19 protein-coding genes are annotated in these 20,393 nt (G+C 69.6%); 14 read left to right on the top strand and 5 right to left on the bottom strand.

Translation table 11 applies throughout. The features are described from left to right. Positions 1–37 precede the first annotated feature (37 nt). The gene (gene dacB, locus ACLJOO_RS14290; protein WP_410787536.1) at positions 38–1,525 is read right to left on the bottom strand and encodes a D-alanyl-D-alanine carboxypeptidase/D-alanyl-D-alanine-endopeptidase; all 1,488 of its coding nucleotides are present in this window, start codon (positions 1,523–1,525) and stop codon (positions 38–40) included. Between the two features lie 214 nt (positions 1,526–1,739). On the opposite strand from dacB, the gene ACLJOO_RS14285 reads away from it, so the two are divergent. The 4 genes from ACLJOO_RS14285 to ACLJOO_RS14270 all read left to right on the top strand — a co-directional run bounded on the left by ACLJOO_RS14285 (position 1,740) and on the right by ACLJOO_RS14270 (position 6,653). Further along, positions 1,740–3,038, top strand: coding sequence for a family 43 glycosylhydrolase (locus tag ACLJOO_RS14285; RefSeq protein ID WP_410787534.1), 1,299 nt, complete (start codon positions 1,740–1,742; stop codon positions 3,036–3,038). 68 nt (positions 3,039–3,106) lie between these two features. Beyond that, complete coding sequence (locus ACLJOO_RS14280) at positions 3,107–5,212, top strand: alkaline phosphatase family protein (protein WP_410787532.1); 2,106 nt, start codon at positions 3,107–3,109, stop codon at positions 5,210–5,212. Positions 5,213–5,233: 21 nt separating this feature from the next. After that, on the top strand, positions 5,234–5,995 hold the full coding sequence (locus tag ACLJOO_RS14275) for an MBL fold metallo-hydrolase (RefSeq protein ID WP_410787530.1): 762 nt from the start codon (positions 5,234–5,236) through the stop codon (positions 5,993–5,995). 76 nt (positions 5,996–6,071) lie between these two features. Further along, on the top strand, positions 6,072–6,653 hold the full coding sequence (locus tag ACLJOO_RS14270) for a DedA family protein (RefSeq protein ID WP_410787528.1): 582 nt from the start codon (positions 6,072–6,074) through the stop codon (positions 6,651–6,653). Here the strand turns inward: ACLJOO_RS14270 and ACLJOO_RS14265 are convergent. Then, positions 6,639–7,280, bottom strand: a complete 642-nt coding sequence (locus tag ACLJOO_RS14265; RefSeq protein WP_410787526.1) for a TIGR03085 family metal-binding protein — start codon at positions 7,278–7,280, stop codon at positions 6,639–6,641. The genes ACLJOO_RS14270 and ACLJOO_RS14265 overlap by 15 nt on opposite strands. 180 nt (positions 7,281–7,460) lie before the next feature. Here ACLJOO_RS14265 and ACLJOO_RS14260 point away from each other — a divergent pair, with 180 nt between their 5' ends. Further along, on the top strand, positions 7,461–9,257 hold the full coding sequence (locus ACLJOO_RS14260) for an ABC transporter ATP-binding protein (RefSeq protein WP_410787524.1): 1,797 nt from the start codon (positions 7,461–7,463) through the stop codon (positions 9,255–9,257). Next, on the top strand, positions 9,254–11,044 hold the full coding sequence (locus tag ACLJOO_RS14255) for an ABC transporter ATP-binding protein (protein ID WP_410787522.1): 1,791 nt from the start codon (positions 9,254–9,256) through the stop codon (positions 11,042–11,044). Before ACLJOO_RS14260 ends, ACLJOO_RS14255 begins: the two co-directional genes overlap by 4 nt. A 60-nt stretch (positions 11,045–11,104) precedes the next feature. Here the strand turns inward: ACLJOO_RS14255 and ACLJOO_RS14250 are convergent, their stop codons facing one another. Then, positions 11,105–11,419 (bottom strand): Fe-S cluster assembly protein HesB, encoded by a 315-nt coding sequence (locus ACLJOO_RS14250; protein WP_410787520.1) that lies wholly within the window; start codon positions 11,417–11,419, stop codon positions 11,105–11,107. Between the two features lie 123 nt (positions 11,420–11,542). Next, positions 11,543–12,550 (bottom strand): hypothetical protein, encoded by a 1,008-nt coding sequence (locus ACLJOO_RS14245; protein ID WP_410787518.1) that lies wholly within the window; start codon positions 12,548–12,550, stop codon positions 11,543–11,545. Positions 12,551–12,759: 209 nt separating this feature from the next. Here ACLJOO_RS14245 and ACLJOO_RS14240 point away from each other — a divergent pair, with 209 nt between their 5' ends. Then, positions 12,760–13,626: a GNAT family N-acetyltransferase gene (locus ACLJOO_RS14240; protein WP_410787516.1), complete on the top strand. Its 867-nt coding sequence runs from the start codon at positions 12,760–12,762 to the stop codon at positions 13,624–13,626. Here the strand turns inward: ACLJOO_RS14240 and ACLJOO_RS14235 are convergent. Continuing rightward, complete coding sequence (locus ACLJOO_RS14235) at positions 13,623–14,726, bottom strand: dipeptidase (protein WP_410787514.1); 1,104 nt, start codon at positions 14,724–14,726, stop codon at positions 13,623–13,625. The two genes, ACLJOO_RS14240 and ACLJOO_RS14235, sit on opposite strands and share 4 nt — an antisense overlap. Positions 14,727–14,791: 65 nt before the next feature. Between ACLJOO_RS14235 and hisI the strand changes: the two genes are divergently transcribed. The 7 genes from hisI (at position 14,792) to trpA (ending at position 20,387) form a co-directional block, all read left to right on the top strand. Next, positions 14,792–15,124, top strand: coding sequence for a phosphoribosyl-AMP cyclohydrolase (gene hisI / locus ACLJOO_RS14230; protein ID WP_410787513.1), 333 nt, complete (start codon positions 14,792–14,794; stop codon positions 15,122–15,124). Beyond that, positions 15,121–16,623, top strand: coding sequence for an anthranilate synthase component I (locus ACLJOO_RS14225; RefSeq protein ID WP_410787511.1), 1,503 nt, complete (start codon positions 15,121–15,123; stop codon positions 16,621–16,623). Before hisI ends, ACLJOO_RS14225 begins: the two co-directional genes overlap by 4 nt. Then, on the top strand, positions 16,620–17,150 hold the full coding sequence (locus ACLJOO_RS14220) for a Trp biosynthesis-associated membrane protein (protein WP_410787509.1): 531 nt from the start codon (positions 16,620–16,622) through the stop codon (positions 17,148–17,150). The genes ACLJOO_RS14225 and ACLJOO_RS14220 overlap by 4 nt, the downstream gene beginning before the upstream one ends. 56 nt (positions 17,151–17,206) lie before the next feature. Then, positions 17,207–17,464, top strand: a complete 258-nt coding sequence (locus ACLJOO_RS14215; RefSeq protein ID WP_202872506.1) for an HGxxPAAW family protein — start codon at positions 17,207–17,209, stop codon at positions 17,462–17,464. A 13-nt stretch (positions 17,465–17,477) separates the two neighbouring features. After that, positions 17,478–18,284 (top strand): indole-3-glycerol phosphate synthase TrpC, encoded by an 807-nt coding sequence (trpC, locus tag ACLJOO_RS14210; protein WP_410787507.1) that lies wholly within the window; start codon positions 17,478–17,480, stop codon positions 18,282–18,284. A 77-nt stretch (positions 18,285–18,361) separates the two neighbouring features. After that, positions 18,362–19,570: a tryptophan synthase subunit beta gene (gene trpB / locus ACLJOO_RS14205; protein ID WP_410787505.1), complete on the top strand. Its 1,209-nt coding sequence runs from the start codon at positions 18,362–18,364 to the stop codon at positions 19,568–19,570. Continuing rightward, entirely contained in the window at positions 19,563–20,387 is an 825-nt protein-coding gene (trpA, locus tag ACLJOO_RS14200) for a tryptophan synthase subunit alpha (RefSeq protein ID WP_410787503.1), read from the top strand. The genes trpB and trpA overlap by 8 nt, the downstream gene beginning before the upstream one ends. Positions 20,388–20,393 lie beyond the last annotated feature (6 nt).

Raw genomic sequence — 20,393 nt, 5'->3', positions numbered from 1 at the left:
CACATGGTGATGAACGACCGCCGTACTGTCCAAGGTTTTAACAGGCCTTGTCCCACTCCAGCTCACACGTGGTCTGGGCGGTCCGCAGAGTCGAAGCAGCGGCAGGCGGTGCCGTGTCGGACCAGGAGGCGAGCGTCACGCCGACCGCGTCCTCGATCGAGCGCGGGCTGACCAGGTAGTTGTTGCTGATCATCGAGAACACCAGCTTGCGGCCGTCCTTGTTCGTCACGTACCCGGACAGCGAGGTGACGCCGGTGAGCGAGCCGGTCTTGCCGTGCAGGTTGTTGGCGGCCGGTGTGTTCTGCATCCGGCTGCGCAGCGTGCCGCCAACGAACCGTTCCGGGTTGCCCGCGATCGGCAGCGCGTCGTACCACTGCTTCCACCACGACTCCTTCTGCGCACCGATCAGTATGTCGGTGATCGAGTTGGCCGTCACGTTCACCTTGCGCGACAGGCCGGAGCCGTCGGACAGGCGGATCCGGCTGGTGTCGACGCCGATGCTCTTCGCGTAGTCGGTGACCACGCCCAGCCCGGCCGGCCAGCTGCCGTCCGCGTCGACGACCGCGCCCATCGCCTTGACCAGCGTCTCGGCGTGCATGTTGTTCGAGAGTTTGAGGAACGGCGTCATCAGCTCGCCGACCGTCATCGACTCGTCCCGCGCCAGGCGCGTCGCGCTCGCCGGGGTGGCCGCGTTCTTGATCCGGCCGCTGACCGAGATTCCCTGGGCGGACAGCGCGCGCCGGAACACGTCGGCCGCGTACAGCTCGGGCTCCCAGACGGTCACCCACTCCTCACCTGTCGAAGCACCGAGCGGTACCGAGCCTGTCACGCGGACGATATTGGTGCCGTGGTCACGCTCGATGGTCAGCGTGTTCGACGAGCCCGCGGCGCCGGTCGTCGCCGTGTTGACCAGCTTGATCACACCGTTCGCCGGGACCAGATCGAGCTTGACCGGCGCGCCGGCGGCCGCACCGGGGCGGCTCTCGACGATCGCCGTACCGGAGTCGTAGTCGGTGTCCGGGGCGAGCGTGAGCGCGGAGATCTGGGCGTTGTAGTAGAACGGCTCGTCGTCCCAGGCCCAGCTGTCGCCGAGGCGGACGTGGTCGAAGTACGTGTCGTCCGCGATCAGGTCGCCGTACACCCGCCGTACGCCGGCTGTCTTGAGCTGCTTCGCCAGCGCCGCGTAGTCCGACTCGAGTGCGGTCGGGTCGCCGTACCCCTTGAGATAGAGGTTGCCGAGCAGTTGCCCACCGCGGACGGGTGCGCCGGCGAGTACGTCGGTGTGGAAGCGGTACGACGGGCCGAGGACGTGCATCGCGGCGGTCGAGCTGAACAGCTTGGTGTTCGACGCGGGCAGCATCCGCTGGGCGCCGTTCCGGTCGTACAGCGTCTCGCCGGTCGTCGCGTCGCGGACCACGAGCGCGACCTGCGATCCGTCGTACCGGCTGTCGTTCAGCAGACCGTCCAGCCGCTGCTGCAAAGCCGTTGTCTGTACGGCGGTGGGCGCGGCGACGGACTGTGTCACGACTCCACCCACTGCGGCTGCCACTGCGGCAACCGCAGCGATCATCCCTCTCGGTAAACGACTCACGAGACCCTCCCTCAACCCAGGCGGAAACCAACTAGCGGGAGTCTCCACCTCGCATTCCCTCAGGTCCAGGGATTGAGGTCTCGCGTTTCAGGTGAATCGATGTAAAAGTGAGATTCACAGGTATCCGCCCCCACCTGAGGAGTCACCCATGAGACGACTTCTGGCGGCCGTGCTGGCCGTCTTCAGCCTCTCCGCCTTCCTGTCGCCCGCGGTCCACGCCGCGACCACGGCGGCGGTCTTCCCGAGCGAGATGATCGGCGAGAACTTCCCCGATCCGGACGTCTTCGAGCAGAACGGCACCTGGTACGCGTACGCGACCAACGGCAGCCGCGGCACCCTCCCGGTCGCGACCGCGCCGAGCGCGAACGGCCCGTGGACGGTCCGCGGCGACGCGATGCCCGGCGGCCCCTCCAATGCCTGGGCCCAGCCCGGCCGTACCTGGGCGCCGGACGTCTACCCGAACTCCGGCGGCACCTACACCCTGACCTACACCGCCTGGCACAAAGCCTCGGGTCGCCAGTGCATCGGCGTGGCCACCGCCACGAATCCGCTCGGCCCGTTCCAGCCGGTCGGTACGGCGCCGTTGATCTGCCCGCTCGACCTGGGCGGCGCGATCGACGCGAACACGTTCGTGGCGAACGACGGCACCCGGTACCTGGTCTGGAAGAACGACGGCAACGCGATCAGCCAGCCGTCGACGCTCTGGCTGATCCGGACGGCGAACAACGGTCAGACCCTCGTCGGCGGCAACACCGCGATGCTCACGTCGAGCGGCGTGATCGAGGCGCCGGATCTCGTTCAGCGCGGCAGTCAGTACGTCCTGTTCTTCTCGGGCGGCGGCTACAACGACTGCAACTACCTGACGTCGTACGCGACCTCGACGAGTCTGAGCGGGCCGTGGACCACGGCGTACCGGCCGTTGATGACGACGGCGACGTTCGACAGCCACGTCTGCGGGCCGGGTGGCGCGGACGTCGTCGGGGACAAGGTGTTCGTCCACGGCTGGGTGAACGGCGGACGGCACCTGTACGTCGCTGACATCGGGTATGCCAACGACTACCCGGTGGTGCGCGGGAGCCGGGTCCGGTACGAGGCGGAGCGCGGCACGCTGAACCACTGCGTCGTACGGTCCAATGCGGCCGGCGCGTCCGACGGGAAGGTGGTGGCGTACATCGACTACGCCGACTCGTGGGTGGAGAACACGGTGTTCGCGCCGGTTGCGGGCGGCTACACGCTGCATGTCGGGTACGCCAACGGTTCGGCGTCCACCGCGAGCCACGGTCTCGTTGTCAACGGCAACAACGCCGGGTCGGTCAGTTATCCGGTCACCGGCTGGGACAACTGGCAGCAGAGTTCGGTCTCCGTCACGCTGAACGCCGGCTGGAACACGATCCGGCTGACGAAGGGCGACCTGTACACAGAGGTTGACTACCTCGAGGTGCAGTAAATCCGTCTGCACGACCCCGTACTCTCGTACTGGCATGGCGAGATGGAACGGGGAGCAAGAAGCAGGCGATGGCGAAACCACCAGAACAGGTGTCGAAGAACCGGCGAGGACGTCCGGTGTGGCTCGACCTGCGCCGCACCGGACGCGGCCTGCAGGCGATGTTCGTCGGCGGCCTGCTGTCACTGAGCTCGCTGGTGATCACGTTCTGGACGCTGCCGCAGATCAGTAGCGACGGCCGGCTGCCGATCCTCCGGCTGGTCGTCCTGCTGGCGGTGTTCTCGGTGCTGATGCGCTGGTTCCTGGCCGGGATCGCGGTGCTGATCGGCTCGCTCGGCGTCCTGGTCGGCGGCCTGCTGTCGCAGTTCGGAGTCGTCTACCTCGCGATCACCGTCGATCCCGGCGTGAACCTGCACGGCGGCGTCGAGGCGCCGCTGCTGGTCTCGATCGTGATGTCGTCGGTGAGCGCCTTCGTCGGCTGGGTCGCGTACGCGGGCAGTGACGACGCGTACGTCGCGGAGGTGATGCGGGTCGTGCACCGGCGCGCCCGGCGGATCCAGCCCGCGCCGAAGACCGGGATGCTGATCGTCCAGATCGACGGCCTGTCCGCGCCGCTGCTGAACTGGATGGTCCTGGCCGGCAACCTGCCGAACCTCGGCGGCTGGATCCGGGACGGCAAGCACTCGATGCTCGCCTGGCACACCGGCGTACCGGCCACCACCCCGGCCAGCCAGGCCGGGATCCTGCACGGAGGCTCGCGGCACATCCCGGCGTTCCGGTGGTACGAGAAGGAGACCGGCCGGGTGATGGTCACCAACCGCGGCCGGGACGCTGCGGAGATCGAGGCGCGGATGTCCACCGGTCGCGGCCTGCTCGCGGACGGCGGCGTCAGCATCAGCAACAACTGGTCCGGCGACGCGGACAGGTGCGAGCTGGTGTTCAGCCGGGCCGCCCTGCCGGACAGCCGCAGCCGCGGGTACGTCCGGTTCTTCACCAGCCCGCAGGGCGCCGCGCGCGGCCTGGTGCTGTGTGTGGCCGAGATGGTGAAGGAGTTGCACCAGGCCAGGCGACAGCGGGTCCGGCACCTGGTTCCGCGGGTCAAGCGCGGTGGGTCGTACATCTTCCTGCGGGCGATCAGCAACGTCCTGCTCCGCGACCTGAACGTCTCGCTGATCACCGACGAGCTGGTGAAGGGTACGCCGGTCATCTACTGCGACTTCGTCGACTACGACGAGGTCGCGCACCACGCCGGCCCGACCCGCCCGGAGTCGCTGCAGACCCTCGAGGGTCTCGACCGGGTGCTCGGCGCGCTGCAACGGATCATCGAGATCCTCCCGCATTCGTACGAGATCGTCGTGCTGTCCGACCACGGCCAGAGTCAGGGCTCGACGTTCCTGCAGCGCTACGGCCGGACGCTCGCCGAGGTGGTCGACGACCTCGTCGACACCACCAAGGAGCCGGTCGCGGCGGTCGGCAAGTCCGAGGGCTGGGGCCCGGTGAACGCGTTCCTCACCGAGCTGAGCATGCGCCGCAGCGTGGCCGGGACCGTCACCCGGAAGGCATTACACGCCAAGGCCCGCAGCGGCGAGGTCGAGCTGGGCCCGAAGGACTGCGAGCCGCCGGTCGCCGCGGACGAGCAGATGGTCGTCACCGCGTCCGGCAACCTGGCGCTGATCTACCTCGCGACGACGCCCGGCCGGGTCCCGCTGGAGGAGATCGAGCTGCTGCACCCGAAGCTGATCCCGGGCCTCGCGACCCATCCCGGGATCGGGTTCGTCGTGGTCGACTCGCTCGCCGAGGGACCGGTCGCGATCGGGCGGTCCGGGGTCCACGTACTGCGTTCCGGCCGGGTGGAGGGCGAGGACCCGCTCGCGGCGTACGGCGAACTTGCGGCGCCGTCGTTGCTGCGCCAGGCGGAGATGCCGCACAACGGTGACCTGGTCGTGGTGAGCCGGATGGACGAGTACACGCACGAGGTGGCCGCGTTCGAGGAGCTGGTCGGATGCCACGGCGGGATCGGCGGCTGGCAGACCGAGGCGGTCCTGGTGCACCCGAGTCGCTGGGTGCTGCACGAGCCTCCCGTAGGCTCCGACGCGGTCCACGAAGTGCTGATCGACTGGCTGGAGAAGCTGGGGCAGCGCAAGGACCTTCCGGTCGAGTCGAAGGTGGAGGCCTGAAAGCGTGCGAGTGACGTGCGAGTGACATGGTGGGGGCACGCCACCACCACGATCGAGGCGAACGGCACGCGGCTCCTGACCGACCCGGTGCTGACGTCGCGGATCGCGCACCTGCGGCGCCGCCGCGGCCCGACGCCGGCCGTCGAAGCGGGGCAGTGCGACGCGGTCCTGATCTCGCATCTACATGCCGACCACCTGCATCTCACATCGCTGCCGTTCGTCGCGCCGGACGCCGCGCTGATCGTGCCACGCGGTGCGGCCAAGCTCATCCACGCCGACCGCGGGCCGGCGTACTCGGACCGCTGCATCGAGGTTGCTCCCGGCAATCAGGTCCGGATCGGGTCGCTCGAGATCACCGCCGTCACGGCCCATCACGACGAGCGGCGGCTGCCGTGGTCGTCGTACGCCGCGCAGCCGCTCGGGTACCGGGTCGACGGCTCGCCGAGTGTCTGGTTCGCGGGGGACACCGACCTGTACGACGACCTCGCGGCCGAGACCGGTGCGATCGATCTCGCGCTGGTGCCCGTGGGCGGATGGGGACCGTCGCTCGGGCCGGGGCATCTGGACCCGCTCCGCGCCGCCGAGGCGGTGCGGCGGGTCGGTGCGTCGACGGCGATCCCGGTACATTTCGGGACGTTCTGGCCGATCGGCCTCGACTGGGTCAAACCGGACCTGTTCCTGCCACCGGGGGACAGGTTCAAGGCCGCGATGACCGAGGTGGATCCCGCGGTGAAGGTGGAGGTTCTGGTGCCGGGCGAGTCGATCGAGGTGCCGGCGTTGTGAGCGAGCGAAGCGAGGTCACCATCAAACACGGCGATCCTCGCCGCGCAGCGGCGCCCGCAGCGAAGCGAGGACGTCGATGAGTGGCGATACCAAGTTCGATCTCTGGTACCTGTTCGCGTTGGCCGGAGCGGTCTTGATCGGTGCGGTGCTGCCCGTGTTGCCGACCGGCGCTGCGGTGTCGGCGGGCGCCGTACTGGCGTCGCACAGCAACCCGGTCGGGCTGGTCGGCGTACTGATCGCGGGTGCGGCCGGGGCGTACGTCGGGGACCTGATCGTGTACGCCGGCTGCCGCTTCGGTGGTGAACGGCTGGCCAAGCGGATCGGCTGGTTGCGCGACAATGCGTCGCTGGACGCGCTCCGGGAGCGGTTGGCCGAACACGAGATCAGCGTGCTGCTCACATCCCGGTTGATCCCGGGCGGGCGGGTCCCGGTGCTGCTCGCGGCCGGGCTGGCCGGCTACAAGTGGGAGCGATTCGCGCTCGTCGACCTGTTCGCGTCGTCGATGTGGGCGGCGGTCTACATGGCGATCGGACTGCTCGGCTACGCGCTCTTCGACGAGCCCTGGCAGGGCGTGGTGGCGGCGATCGTGCTGGTCATTCTCACGACTGTGGCGAGCAGCCTGATCCAGCGCGCCCGGCGGAAATCACACTCCGAATGACGCGTTGCGGAGCTGATCCACAGCTTCCGCCTCTCCGTCCAGTTCTACGTCGGCCACCTGCTGGCGCCCGAAGCAGAACAGCACCAGCTCGGCCGGCTCACCAGTCACGGTGACCGAGCCGAGCGCGGTCGGCCGCTTCGCGACGGACGTCGTACCGTCGGGCCGCTTGAGCACGAGACCGCTCGGCGCCTTCCGCAGCATCGTCTTCGCCGCCAGCCGGACGGCCTTCCACAGGGCGTCCTGCTGCTCGGCGGGAAGATCGCGGACGTCGTACGACGCTTGCGCGCGGCGGACGTCCTCGTGATGCACGAAGTACTCGGTCGTGTTGAGCTGGTGACCGAGCTTCGGCAGCGCGTAGATCGAGACCGGCGGCGGACCGTTGCGGACCTTGCCGACGACCTCCGCGAAGCTGTAGCGCTCCTTGACCCGCTGCATCCGTCTCTCGGTGGTGTCCGCGAGCGCCGGGATCATGATCCCAGGCCCTGCCATCGGGTCCGCCTCCCGGACGTACAGATGGACTGCGAGGTCGTAGGCGTCCCAGCCGTCACACAGCGTCGGAGCGGCGGGGCCGACTTCCTCGAACAGGTCACACAGAGCGAGTCGTTCTACCCGGCTGTAGTCGGTCACAACTCGATCGTAGTTGTCGGGAGGGAATGGCAGAATGTCAATCGTTGTCATGTCTGTGTCCCGCGTATGCACCTGACTGTCCTGGAGTGTGTCTTGCCTGTCCCGAAAGCATCATCTGGGGGCCGACCCCCAGGCCCCCGGGTCCCAGACAAGGGCGGCGTCACCCGGAGAGGTTTCGGGGTGTTACGAGTCGCGATCTGGGAGGAGCCGGGCGTCTTCGCGCTGTCCGTGCTCGCCGCCATGCTGTACGGCGCGATGACCGTGGCCGGCGGCTGGGCGCTCGGATGGTCCACCGACCACCTGATTCGCCCGTCGTTCGAGCGCGGTGACACCACCGGCGGCACGATCGCGACGCTGATCTCGCTGTTCATGGGGATCGCGATCCTGAACGCGATCGGTGTCGTCGGGCGGCGGCTCGGGGCCGGCGTGATGCAGTTCCGCCTGCAGGCGACGTACCGCCGCCGGGTGACCCGGCAGTACCTGAAGCTGCCGCTGGAGTGGCACCACCAGCACTCGACCGGCATGCTGCTGTCGAACGCGAACGCCGACGTGGAGTCGACCTGGTTCGTGATCGCGCCGCTGCCGATGGCGATCGGCGTGATCGCGATGCTGGTGTTCGCGACGATCGCGATGTTCGCGGCCGACGTCTGGCTCGCGCTGGTGGGGTGCCTGGTGTTCCCGCTGGTGTTCGTCGCGAATGTGATCTTCCAGCGCTACCTGCAGCCGCTCGCGACCCGCGCGCAGCAACTGCGTGCGGACGTGTCCGAGGTCGCGCACGAGTCGTTCGACGGCGCGCTGGTGGTGAAGACGCTCGGCCGGGAGGCCGCCGAGACGGAGCGGTTCCGCGCGCCGACGTACGCGCTCCGGGACGCGAACATCGCGGTAAACAAGGCCCGCGGCATGTTCGACCCGGTGATCGACGGCCTGCCCAGGCTGGGTGTGCTCGCGGTGCTGCTGGTCGGCGTCGGGCGGGTGCGGTCCGGCGGAGCGGACGCGGGTGACGTGGTCCAGGTGGCGTTCCTGTTCACGCTGATCGGCTTCCCGATCCGGGCGCTCGGCTGGGTGCTCGGTGAGCTTCCGCGGTCCGTCGTCGGGTGGGACCGCGTGCAACGCGTGCTGACGGCCGAGGGCGGGACGGAGTACGGCGAGGCGCGGTTGACGTCCACGAAGGCGGCCCGGCTGCAGGTCGCCGGCGTCCGGTTCGGGTACCTGCCCGAGCGCGACGTACTCGCCGGTGTGGACTTCGCGATCGAGCCCGGCCGGACTGTTGCGGTCGTCGGGCCGACGGGGGCCGGGAAGTCGACCCTCACCACGCTCCTGACGAGGCTTGTCGACCCGGAGAGCGGTGCCGTGAAGGTCGACGGGATCGACCTGCGGGACCTCGCGCGCGACGAGCTGGCCGGATCGGTCGCGCTGGTCGCGCAGACCGCGTTCCTGTTCGACGACACGATCCGCGGCAACATCACGCTCGGCGGGGACTACAGCGACGACGACGTGTGGGACGCGCTGCGGATCGCGCAGGGCGACGGCTTCGTGAAGGCTTTGGGCGACGGGCTGGACACCAAGGTCGGCGAGCGCGGTACGACGCTGTCCGGCGGTCAGCGGCAGCGGATCGCGCTGGCGCGGGCGCTGGTCCGGCGGCCGCGGTTGCTGATCCTGGACGACGCGACGAGCGCGGTGGACCCGCAGGTGGAGGCGCGGATCCTGGCCGGGCTGCGGACCGCCGTCGTCGACGACTCCGGGGCCGCGACAACGGTGCTCGTGATCGCGTACCGGAAGGCGACGATCTCGCTCGCCGACGAGGTGCTGTTCCTCGACGACGGCCGGATCCAGGCGCACGGTACGCACACCGAGCTGCAGGCGTCGACGCCGGCCTATCGGGACCTGGTCGACGCGTACGAGAAAGACGCCGAACGCCGCTTGGAAGAAGCCGAGCTTGATGAGGCTGCATTTGATGAGGATGGGGTTTCGGCGTGAGCACCGCATCTCGGTTGGACCACGGCGACAACGCTGGTGGTCTTCAGACCCTCAAGGACGGTCTGAAGGTCTCGCCCGAGCTGGCGCGTGGATGGTGGCTGACCGGGCTCCTCGCGCTGACGATGACCGCCGGGCGGATCGTCGTACCGATCGCCGTGCAGCAGACGATCGACAAGGGCCTGTCCGGCCCGGGCGGTCCGAACACGTCGTACGTCGCCTGGATGTGCCTGATCTGCGCGCTGGGCGTGATCCTCACCGCGGGAGCGTCGTACCTGACGACCGTGCGGCTCGCGGTCAACTCGGAGCACGGGCTCGCGACGATGCGGATCAAGGCGTTCCGGCACGTGCACGACCTGCCGGTGCTGACCCAGAGCACGGAGCGGCGCGGGGCGTTGGTCAGCCGGGTCACGTCGGACGTGGACACGGTGTCGCAGTTCCTGCAGTTCGGCGGGTTCATCTTCCTGGTCAGCATCGGGCAGATGGTGCTCGCGACCGTGGTGATGTTCTTCTACTCGTGGCAGCTCGCGCTGGTCGTGCTGTGCTGCTTCATCCCGTTGTTCGCCAGCCTGAAGTACCTGCAGCGCGCGATGTCGAAGGCGTACGGCGTGGTGCGGGCCAAGGTCGGCGAGATGCTGTCGGCGATCGCGGAGCCCGTGGTCGGCGCGCAGGTGGTCCGCTCGTACGCGATCGAGCAGCGCACGCAGCACCGGATCGACGCGTCGATCGAGGACTACCGGAAGACGGCGACGAAGGCGCAGGCGCTGACCGGTCTGACGTTCTCGATCGGTGGTCTGGCCGCCGGTCTCGCGAACGCCGGCGTGCTGACGGTCGGCGTACTCCTCGGCATCGACAAGCAGGCGACGCTCGGCGAGCTGCTCGCGTTCATGTTCCTGGTGGCCTTGTTCTCGGACCCGGTGCAGATCGCCACGCAGGTGCTGACGGACGCGCAGAGTGCGTTCGCCGGCTGGCGGCGGGTGCTCGGTGTGATCGCGACGCCGGCGGATGTCGCGGACCCGGGCGAGGACGGCGTGAAGCAGGCGCGCGGGCCGATCACGGTCGAGTTCGACGACGTGGATTTCGCTTATCCGGAAGGCGAATTGGTGCTGCGCGACGTCGACGTACGGCTCGAACCGCACCGGCGGGTCGCGGTGGTCGGGGAGACCGGGTCCGGTAAGACGACGTTCGCGAAGTTGCTGACGCGGTTGATGGATCCGACGTCCGGGGCGGTGCGGCTGGACGGAGTGGACGCCCGCGAGATCTCCTTCGAGTCGCTGCGGGAGCGGGTCGTGATGGTGCCGCAGGACGGGTACCTGTTCGACGCGTCGCTGGCGGAGAACGTGCGGTTCGGGCGGCCCGAGGTGACGGACGCGGAGCTGGTCACGGCGTTCGAGTCGCTCGGACTGACGGAGTGGCTGGAGTCGTTGCCGGACGGGCTGCAGTCGCCGGTCGGTCAGCGCGGCGAGTCTCTGTCGGCGGGGGAGCGGCAGCTGGTGGCGTTGGTCCGCGCGAACATCGCTGACCCGGATCTGCTCGTGCTCGACGAGGCGACGTCAGCCGTCGACCCCGGCACCGAGGTGCGGGTGAACGCGGCGCTGGAGCGTTTGATGTCCGGCCGTACGTCGGTCACTATCGCGCACCGCCTCTCGACGGCCGAGGCAGCCGACGAGGTCCTGGTCTTCGACGAAGGCGAAATCGTGGAACGCGGCCCTCACGCCGAACTCGTCGGCGCAGGCGGCGCCTACACCCGCCTCCACAACAGCTGGATCGCCCAACGCAGCGCCCTCTGAAAACGTACCGAGGAACGGGAAGTCACTACCCGTTCCTCGGTACGCACCAAACGTTCTTGCTCAGGGGGTCGGGGCCGTGCCGTTGCTCGGGCCCGGCTGCGGTACCAGCAGGAACTCGACACCGCCCTTGTCGTCGACCGCCGCGTCCAGGATCTTGTCGTCGAGAGCGTTCGCGGCGTTCTGCTCGAGGAAGACCCGTGCACCCGCCTCCTCGACGACCTGGTCACCCGGTTGCGGAGCCTCGGTCGTGGTCACCGCGAGCGCCGGATCCGCCGGGTTCTCCTGCGAGATCCGCACCCCGGCCCCGTCCGGCGCGCCCTCGACCCCGGTGATGCTCTTGATCACCAGCGTCGCGTTCTCAGTCAGGGTCAGCACAGCCACTCCATCCGTCGATTGTCACTAGCCCCCGCCCCGTGCCCGACCACCGAAATCACAAACCCTCCTTGAGCACCCACCAACCACAAACGCGCCCCGAAAATGGTCGACCCGTGCTCAAGGTCACGCGGCGTCGGCCTGCGGCGGCGGTACGGCGCGCCAGCGGGGCGGCTCCGTGGTGCGGGACTCGCCGCGCGCGAACGCCGCCCGCAGGCGCGCGATCAGGTCCGAGCGTGGATCGACCACGTCCTCCCACCCGAAATGAACCAGCTCGACGCCGCGGTCGCTGAGGCGCTGGTCACGGCGATGGCTCTTGCGGAGCAGCAACCGCCGCTCCGCCGGGCTGTTCGCTTCGTACTTCGCGAGGCCGTCCGCCTCCCCGACCGTTCGGAACCACGGCCACCAGAAGTCGACTCGCTCGGGCATCCAGCCGGATCCGTCGAAGAACTGCACCTGGAGCAGCGGGGCGGGTAGGCCGGCCGCCGCGAACACGGCCCTGGCGATCGACTCCAGGACGGACTCCGCCGAGGGGTCGCCAAAGGTAATGGCGTATTGAGCTCGCCGGATCCCCGGCCAGTGCTGCTGGCGCCCGGCCACCGCGTGCAGCTCCGCCAACGTCGTGCCGGTCCGCAATGCACCGTCGACAGTGACGATCGACTCGCGCAGCGGCAGCTCTCGGGCCAGGTCGACCACAGTCCTGGCGAGGCGGGTGACGGGCAACCACCCGTGACCTGCGAGATCAGCAGCCGTCAGGCCGGCACGCCGTACGACGATGTCCGCGCGTCGCTGGTTGCGCGGGGCCTCCGGCGGACGGGTCAGCCATGCGGCATCGATCGGTGCGCCACTCGGGCGGCCGCGGTCGGTCCACACCGGGATGCCAGCCAGCCGGGCCGCGCTGAAATGACTCACGACCGAGCCCGGGTACGCCGCCTGCGCACAGGCGATCGTCGCGAGTTGCTCGTCGAGACGGCCGTCGACGTAACGGCCATGGTGGTGCCGTAGAGCGCCACGCCGTACCAGCCGCCGGAGGTCAGCGTCACCGAGCCCGAGCTCACGAAGGGCCGCGCGCCGTTGCGGAGTCCGCACAACCACAGCCAGCCGCTCCCGCACGTCGTACCCAAGCCGATCCATCCGCATACCCTCCCTCCCCTCCCACCACCCCCGCATCCCCCTTCGCCAACCTGTGGAAAACGTCTTTGGGCACGGGCCAACCAAATCGCGCCGCGGATTTTGGTTGGTGAGGGCTCAAAGAGGAGGTGGAGTGGTTGGTGGGGGCTCAAAGTGGGTGCGGGGCGGGAAGTGGGGTGCGGAGTGTCGGGGGGATGGTGTGTGATCGGGGGATGGGTATTGAGATGGGTGTGGTGGGGGTTGGGGAACTCGCGGATGTTGTGGGGGTGTTGCGGGAGTGGCAGCGGGAGGGGGTGGCGTTGCAGTTGCATCCGGGGGATCTGGGGTGGTTCTGGCGGTTCGGGGTGGAGCGGACGGCGGCGGCGACGCGGGTCTGGCGGCGGGGCGGGGAGATCGTTGCGATCGGGATGCTCGACGAGCCGGACTGGTTGCGGATGTCGATCGCGCCGGATCTGCAGCGTGACGAGGAGCTGGCGCAGCGGATCGCCGAGGACGTGTCCGCGCCCGCGAAGGGTGTGCTGATCGAGGGCAAGGTGTACGTCGAGACGCCGATGGGCGCGCTTGTGCAGGACCTGCTGTTCAAGGACGGGTGGAACGCGGACGTGCCGTGGGTCCCGGTGTGGCGCGACCTGACCGATCCGGTGCCGGATCCGGGGGTCCGGATCGACGTGGTCGGCCCGGAGGAGGCCCACGAGCGGACCGGCGTACAGCGGGCGTCGTTCGACGGGTCGACGTTCACCGACGACCGCTGGTTCGCGATGGCCGACGGCCTGCCGTACGCCGACGCGCGCGATCTCGTGCTCCGCAACGACATCGGCGAATCCGTTGCCGCCGCCACCGTCTGGTCGGCTGGCAAGGGACGCCCCGGCTACATCGAGCCGATGGGCGTCCACCGCCTGCACCGCGGCCGCGGGTACGGCACCGCGATGGTCCTCGGCTGCGCCCGCGCGCTCCGGGAGATGGGCTCGTCCAGCATCTACACGGTCACCCCGGCAACGAACGTCGGCGCCGTCGCGACGTACCAGGCCGCCGGGCTCGAACCCCTGGACGAGATCCGCTCCCAGTACCGAGAGGCTTAAAGAGCGACGTCGTCCGCGGCCCGGAGCACGCGCAGGATGTTGCCTCCGGCAAGTTTGCCGAGCTCCTCGTCGCTCCAGCCGCGGTCGGCCAGCGCGTTGAACAGCACCGGGTACGACGCCACGTCGGGCAGCTCGACCGGGAACTCCGGGCAGCCGTCGTAGTCGCCGCCCAGACCGATGTGGTCGACGCCCGCCACCTCGCGGACGTGCTCGACGTGCTCGACCACGTCCGCGAGCGTGATCTCCGGCCGCGGTACGTCGTACATCGCCTCGACCTTCTCGCGATGCTTGCTGTCCTCGAGGCCGTGCTCCTTCGCGAGCGCGTGCATCCCGTCGAGCCAGTCGACGTACGCCTGCGAGGTGAAGTACGGCACGAACGTGACCATGCAGACGCCGCCGTTGCCGGTCAGCGTCTCGAGGACGTCGTCCGGCGCGTTCCGCGGTACGTCGCAGACCGCGCGCGCGGACGAGTGGCTGAAGATCACCGGCGCGCTCGTCACCCGGAGCGCGTGCCGCATGGTGTCCGCGGAGACGTGCGAGAGGTCGACCAGCATGCCGATCCGGTTCATCTCCCGGACGACGTCCTCGCCGAACTCGTTCAGCCCGCAGAGCACCGCCTTGTCGGTGGCCGAGTCCGCCCAGGACACGTTGTGGTTGTGGGTCAGCGTCATGTACCGCACGCCGAGCGCCCGCATCACCCGCAGGACGCCGAGCGACTCACCGATCGAGTGGCCGCCCTCCATCCCCATCAGCGACGCGACCCGGCCCGCCTTGATCGCCGCGTCCACGTCGTCGGCCGTATCCGCCAGTTGGAGGTCCGACGGGAACCGCTCGACGAGCCGCCGGACGAAGTCGAGCTGCTCGAAGGTACGCCGTACCGCGTGCTCGTCCTGCGGCACCCAGAGCGACCAGAACTGTGCACCCACGTGACCCGCGCGCAGCCGCGGCAGGTCCGTGTGGAGCTCCGGCACCGGGCCGGCCAGGTCGTACGCGTCCAGGTCGTACCCGCACAGCTCGTAGAACGCGATCGGCAGGTCGTTGTGCCCGTCGATCACCGGATGCTCCGCCAGCAACGCCTCGATCCGCGCCTCACTCGTCATGGAGCCATCCTCGCAAGTTCGGGACCGTGGTCAGATGGCAACCCCGGATCGGGGACAATGGGTGGGTGATTATCGACGAGTTGACCTTCGACGCGGCCGGTCTGATCCCGGCAGTGGTGCAGCAGTACGACACGCGCGAGGTCCTGATGGTGGGCTGGATGAACGCCGAGGCGGTGCGCCGTACCGCGGAGAGCGGCCGGAGCACGTTCTGGTCGCGCAGCCGGCAGCAGTACTGGGTGAAGGGCGAAACCAGCGGCCACCGTCAACACGTGAAGCAGATGCTCGTCGACTGCGACGCCGACACCCTGCTCGTCCTCGTCGACCAGGAAGGCCCGGCCTGTCACACCGGGACCCGCAGCTGCTTCGAGCACGGCGAGATCGAGGTGAAGGCAGCGTGACGGCGCCGGCGCTCGAGACGTTCCGCGAGTACGCGAAGGACCGCCGGGTCATCCCGGTCACGCGGCGGCTGCTGGCCGACGCGGAGACGCCGATCGGTGTCTACGGCAAGCTCGCGGCCGAACGGGAAGGCACGTTCCTGCTGGAGTCCGCGGAGAACGGCGGCGTCTGGTCCAGGTACTCGTTCATCGGCGTCCGCTCCTCCGCGACACTCACCGAACGCAACGGCGAGGCCGTCTGGACCGGCAACCCGCCGGTCGGCCTGCCGCAGACCGGCGACCCGTTGAAGGCGCTCCGCGAGACGCTCGAGATCCTGCACACGCCGCGCCTGCCGGACCTGCCGCCGCTGACCGGAGGCATGGTCGGCTTCCTCGGGTACGACGCCGTACGCCGTCTGGAGCGCCTGCCGGACACGACCACCGACGACCTCGGCCTGCCCGAGCTGACGTTCCTGTTCGCCACCGACTTGGCCGCGCTCGACCACGAGACCGGTGAGATCTGGCTGATCGCGAACGCGGTCAACTGGGACGACTCCGACGAGCGCGTCGACGAGGCCTACGCCGACGCCGTACGCCGCCTGGACGCCATGGAGCGCGACCTCGCCCGGCCCACTCCGTCGTACGTCGTCCACGCGGACCGGCAGGCCCAGCCGGACCCGCACCGGCAGCGCTCCAGCGCCGAGTACCGCCAAGCGGTCGAGGACGCGAAGGAGGAGATCCGCGCGGGCGAGGCGTTCCAGATCGTCGTCTCGCAGCGGTTCGAGCTGCAGAGCAGCGCCTCCGCGCTCGACATCTACCGGGTGCTGCGGCGCTCGAACCCCAGCCCGTACATGTACCTGGTCCGCCTGGACGGCTTCGACATCGTCGGCTCCAGCCCGGAGGCACTGGTCAAGGTCACCGAGAACAAGGTGATCCTGCACCCGATCGCCGGCACCCGCCGCCGCGGCGCGACGCCGGAGGAGGACCACGCGCTGGAGGAGGAGCTGCGCGCGGACGTGAAGGAACGCGCCGAGCACCTGATGCTCGTCGACCTCGGGCGGAACGACGTCGGGAAGGTCTGCGCCCCCGGCACGGTCGAGGTCGTCGACTTCATGGACGTCCGCCGCTACAGCCACGTGATGCACCTGGAATCGACGGTCACCGGGCGGCTCAAGGCCGGCATGACCGCCTTCGACGCGCTCACCGCCGCGTTCCCCGCGGGCACGTTGTCGGGGGCACCGAAACCGCGCGCGATGGAGATCATCGACAAGCTCGAGGTCACCCGGCGCGGGGTGTACGGCGGCGTGGTCGGCTACCTGGACTTCGCCGGCGACGCCGACACCGCGATCGCGATCCGCACCGCGGTGCTGCGCGGCGGTACGGCGTACGTCCAGGCCGGGGCCGGGATCGTCGCGGACTCGGATCCGGCCGCGGAGGACGCCGAGTGCCGGACGAAGGCGGCCGCCGTACTGAACGCGATCGCGGTCGCGGGAACGTTCAGCGACGGGCTGGGGCACGGATGAAGCCGCAACGCCTGGTAGATCTGCTCGCCCTGGTGGCGGTCGTCCTGCTCGGCCTCTCGGCGTACCTGACCTGGGTGTCGGTCAACCCGGGCAACGGCCGCGTGGATGAGGTCTTCAACGGCTACTCGATCACCAAGGCCCCGGTCGCGCTGGCACTCGCGGCGCTGGTGGCAGTGGTCATCACCAAACTCGCCGGTACGGCGCTGCGCCGCCTGCTGGGTGCGCTTGTCGTCGTGCTGGGCGCGATCGCGGTCGCCGTCGCGCTGCTGGTGCGGCCCGACGGCCCCGAGCTGAGCCGGATCCGGCCGGTGCTCAGCGCCGTACTGGCCGACCAGGTCGTCGAGACCGGCGGCCCGGCGCCGTGGTTCGCCCTGGGCGGCGGAATCGCGCTCGTCGCGGCCGGTCTGCTCACCGTGCTGACGGCGCACCGCTGGCGCAGCGCGACGCAACGTTACGAGCGTGATCCGGCCGCCGCACCGGCGGATCAGTGGAAGGCGATCGACGCCGGGGAGGACCCGACTCTCTGATCGCGGCGGGCTACCGCCACAATAGGACGGGACGACGAGGAGGAGTGGCGCCAACTATGGACAATACGGTGGCGGATCAAGGGGCTAGTCGGATCGACGAGGAAGCTCCGCACGATCTGCACGGCAACAGCCCGGCGGCGTGGACCGCGGTGGCGATCGTGCTGGTCGCGTTCACGGTCGGTGCCATCGCCATGGTGCTGGGACCGAACTGGGTGCTGTTCTGGATCTCCGTCGGGATCGCGGTGCTGGGGGCGCTGGCCGGCAAGGTGCTGCAGCTGCTGGGCTTCGGGGTCCCGACCGACGGCGACCACTGAAGGGCGGACGGACATGACTGTGCTTGACGACATTCTCGCCGGGGTCAAGGCCGACCTCGCGGAGCGCCAGGCGCTTGTCGGCCTGGACGACCTGAAGCTCGAGGCCCAGCGCAAGCCCGACGCCAAGGACCCGATGCCGGTGTTCCGCGGCGACGGGATCGCGGTGATCGCCGAGGTGAAGCGCTCCAGCCCGTCCAAGGGCGAGCTGGCCGAGATCACCGACCCGGCCGCGCTGGCCGGTGAGTACGAGCAGGGCGGCGCCGCGGCGATCTCGGTGCTGACCGAGGAGCGCCGGTTCAACGGCAGCCTCGACGACCTGCGTGCGGTCCGCGGCCGGGTCGACGTACCCGTGCTGCGCAAGGACTTCATCGTCTCGTCGTACCAGCTCTGGGAGGCGCGGGCGGCCGGTGCCGACATGGTGCTGCTGATCGTGGCCGCGCTCGAGCAGGAGGCGCTGGTCTCGCTGATCGAGCGGGCCCAGTCGATCGGCCTGTGCCCGCTGGTCGAGGTGCACGACGAGGAGGAGACCCGGCGTGCGGTGGACGCCGGTGCCCAGCTCATCGGCGTGAACAACCGGAACCTGAAGACCCTCGAGATCGACCGGGACACCTTCGCGCGGGTCGCGCCGACGATCCCGACCGAGCTCGTGCGCGTGGCCGAGTCCGGGGTCCGCGGTCCGCATGATGTAATCGAGTTCGCGCGCGCCGGGGCCGATGTCGTCCTCGTCGGTGAAACTTTGGTGACCGGCCGCGATCCTCGCGCCTCGGTCGCCGATCTCGTCGCCGCCGGATCGCACCCCGCCATCCAGCAGCGGCACTAGACCTTCCCGGCCGGTCCAAACGGCTCGGGACAGTAACTCTCCCGCGCCGTACGGGCCGGGTTGGAAGGTTTTGTCGGATGTCTACTGTGCTGCCCGACCAGTTCGGGCACTTCGGCCGTTTCGGCGGCAGGTTCATGCCGGAGGCGCTGATCGCGCCGCTCGACGAGCTCACCCAGGCCTGGCGGGAAGCCATGGCCGACCCGGAGTTCACCGGGGAGTTCGAGCGGATGCTGCGCGAGTACATCGGCGCCCCGAGCCTGCTGTACGACGCGACCCGGCTGTCGGACGTGGCCGGTGCGCGGATCCTGCTGAAGCGCGAGGACCTGAACCACACCGGCGCGCACAAGATTCGGAACGCGATCGGCCAGGCGCTGCTGACCAAGCGGATGGGCAAGCCGCGGGTGATCGCGGAGACCGGCGCCGGGCAGCACGGCGTCGCGACCGCGACGGCGTGCGCGTACCTCGGCCTGGAGTGCGTGGTCTACATGGGCGAGGTCGACACCCAGCGCCAGGCGCTGAACGTGGCCCGGATGCAGCTGCTCGGCGCCGAGGTGATCTCGGTGAAGACCGGCAGCCGGACGCTGAAAGACGCGATCAACGAGGCACTGCGCGACTGGGTCGCCAGCGTCGACAAGACGCACTACATCCTCGGTACGGCGGCCGGTTCGCACCCGTTCCCGGCGATGGTCCGCGACTTCGTGCGCGGCATCGGCGACGAGGCGCGGGAGCAGTCGCTCGCCCTGCTGGGCAAACTGCCGGACGCCGCGGTCGCGTCGGTCGGCGGCGGGTCGAACGCGATCGGCCTGTTCACCGCGTTCATCGACGACGACGTGAAGCTGTACGGCGTCGAGCCGGGCGGCGACGGGTTCGAGACCGGGCGGCACGCCGCGACGATCACCGCCGGGCAGGTCGGCGTACTGCACGGTGCGCGGTCGTTCCTGCTGCAGGACGAGGACGGGCAGACGATCGAGTCGCACTCGATCTCCGCCGGACTGGACTACCCGGGAGTCGGCCCGGAGCACGCGTGGCTGGCCGAGACCGGGCGCGCGACGTACCGGCCGATCACCGACGCCGAGGCGATGGAGGCGTTCCGGTTGCTGTCGAAGACCGAGGGCATCATCCCGGCGATCGAGTCAGCGCACGCGGTCGCGGGCGCCCTCGACATCGCCAAGGAACTGGGGCCGGAGGCAACCATTTTGATCAACCTGTCCGGTCGCGGCGACAAGGACATGGACACGGCCGCCAGCTGGTTCGGCCTCGGCGAGAAAGAGGCCACCGGTGAGTGATGTGGTTGCCCTGGGCAAGGCCGGGGTCGCGATCCGGAAGGCGAACGACGCGGGCCGCGGCGCCCTGATCGGGTACCTGCCGGCCGGGTTCCCGTCGTACGACGGCGGCGTGGACGGGATCAAGGCGCTGATCGACGGCGGTGTCGACGTCGTCGAGATCGGTCTGCCGTACAGCGATCCGGTGATGGACGGCGTCACGATCCAGCGCGCGACCGAGATCGCGCTGGCCGGTGGGCTGCGGACCCGCGACGTGCTCAGCACGGTCGAGAAGGTCGCGGCGTACTCCGACGTACCGCTGCTCGTGATGACGTACTGGAACCCGATCGAGCGGTACGGCGTGGACCGGTTCGCGGCCGATTTCGCCGCCGCCGGGGGAGCGGGGCTGATCACGCCCGACCTGATCCCGGACGAGGGCGCGGAGTGGATCGCGGCCGCCGACAAGCACGAGCTCGACAAGGTGTTCCTGGTCTCGCCGTCGTCGACCGACGAGCGGATCGCGATGACCACGGCCAACTGCCGCGGCTTCGTGTACGCGACCGCTGTGATGGGTGTCACCGGTGCGCGGGACAAGCCGTCGGATCTCGCGGCGCCGCTGGTGGCCCGGGTGAAGGCGGCGACCGGTCTGCCGGTCGGCGTCGGCCTCGGCATCTCGAACGGCGACCAGGCGGCCGGTGTGGCGGCGTTCGCGGACGCGGCGATCGTCGGCGCGGCGCTCGTCAAGGCGCTCCAGGACGGCGGCCCGGCGGGTGTTCGCAAACTCACAGAGGGCCTGGCCGAAGGCGTCCGCCGGGAACCCCGCGCGACCGTCGAACGTTAGAACAGC

The organism is Kribbella sp. C-35, assembly GCF_046549195.1.
GTDB lineage: Bacteria > Actinomycetota > Actinomycetes > Propionibacteriales > Kribbellaceae > Kribbella.
Note: the sequence above shows the minus strand (reverse complement) of the source record. Positions and strands in the feature narration are given on the sequence as shown.

Coding starts and splice junctions, on each gene's coding strand:
- ACLJOO_RS14285 (WP_410787534.1), top strand. CDS start 1,740: ATGAGACGACTTCTGGCGGCCGTGCTGGCCGTCTTCAGCCTCTCCGCC.
- ACLJOO_RS14280 (WP_410787532.1), top strand. CDS start 3,107: ATGGCGAAACCACCAGAACAGGTGTCGAAGAACCGGCGAGGACGTCCG.
- ACLJOO_RS14270 (WP_410787528.1), top strand. CDS start 6,072: ATGAGTGGCGATACCAAGTTCGATCTCTGGTACCTGTTCGCGTTGGCC.
- ACLJOO_RS14245 (WP_410787518.1), bottom strand. CDS start 12,550: ATGGATCGGCTTGGGTACGACGTGCGGGAGCGGCTGGCTGTGGTTGTG.
- ACLJOO_RS14240 (WP_410787516.1), top strand. CDS start 12,760: ATGGGTATTGAGATGGGTGTGGTGGGGGTTGGGGAACTCGCGGATGTT.
- ACLJOO_RS14235 (WP_410787514.1), bottom strand. CDS start 14,726: ATGACGAGTGAGGCGCGGATCGAGGCGTTGCTGGCGGAGCATCCGGTG.
- ACLJOO_RS14220 (WP_410787509.1), top strand. CDS start 16,620: ATGAAGCCGCAACGCCTGGTAGATCTGCTCGCCCTGGTGGCGGTCGTC.
- ACLJOO_RS14215 (WP_202872506.1), top strand. CDS start 17,207: ATGGACAATACGGTGGCGGATCAAGGGGCTAGTCGGATCGACGAGGAA.
- trpC (WP_410787507.1), top strand. CDS start 17,478: ATGACTGTGCTTGACGACATTCTCGCCGGGGTCAAGGCCGACCTCGCG.
- trpB (WP_410787505.1), top strand. CDS start 18,362: ATGTCTACTGTGCTGCCCGACCAGTTCGGGCACTTCGGCCGTTTCGGC.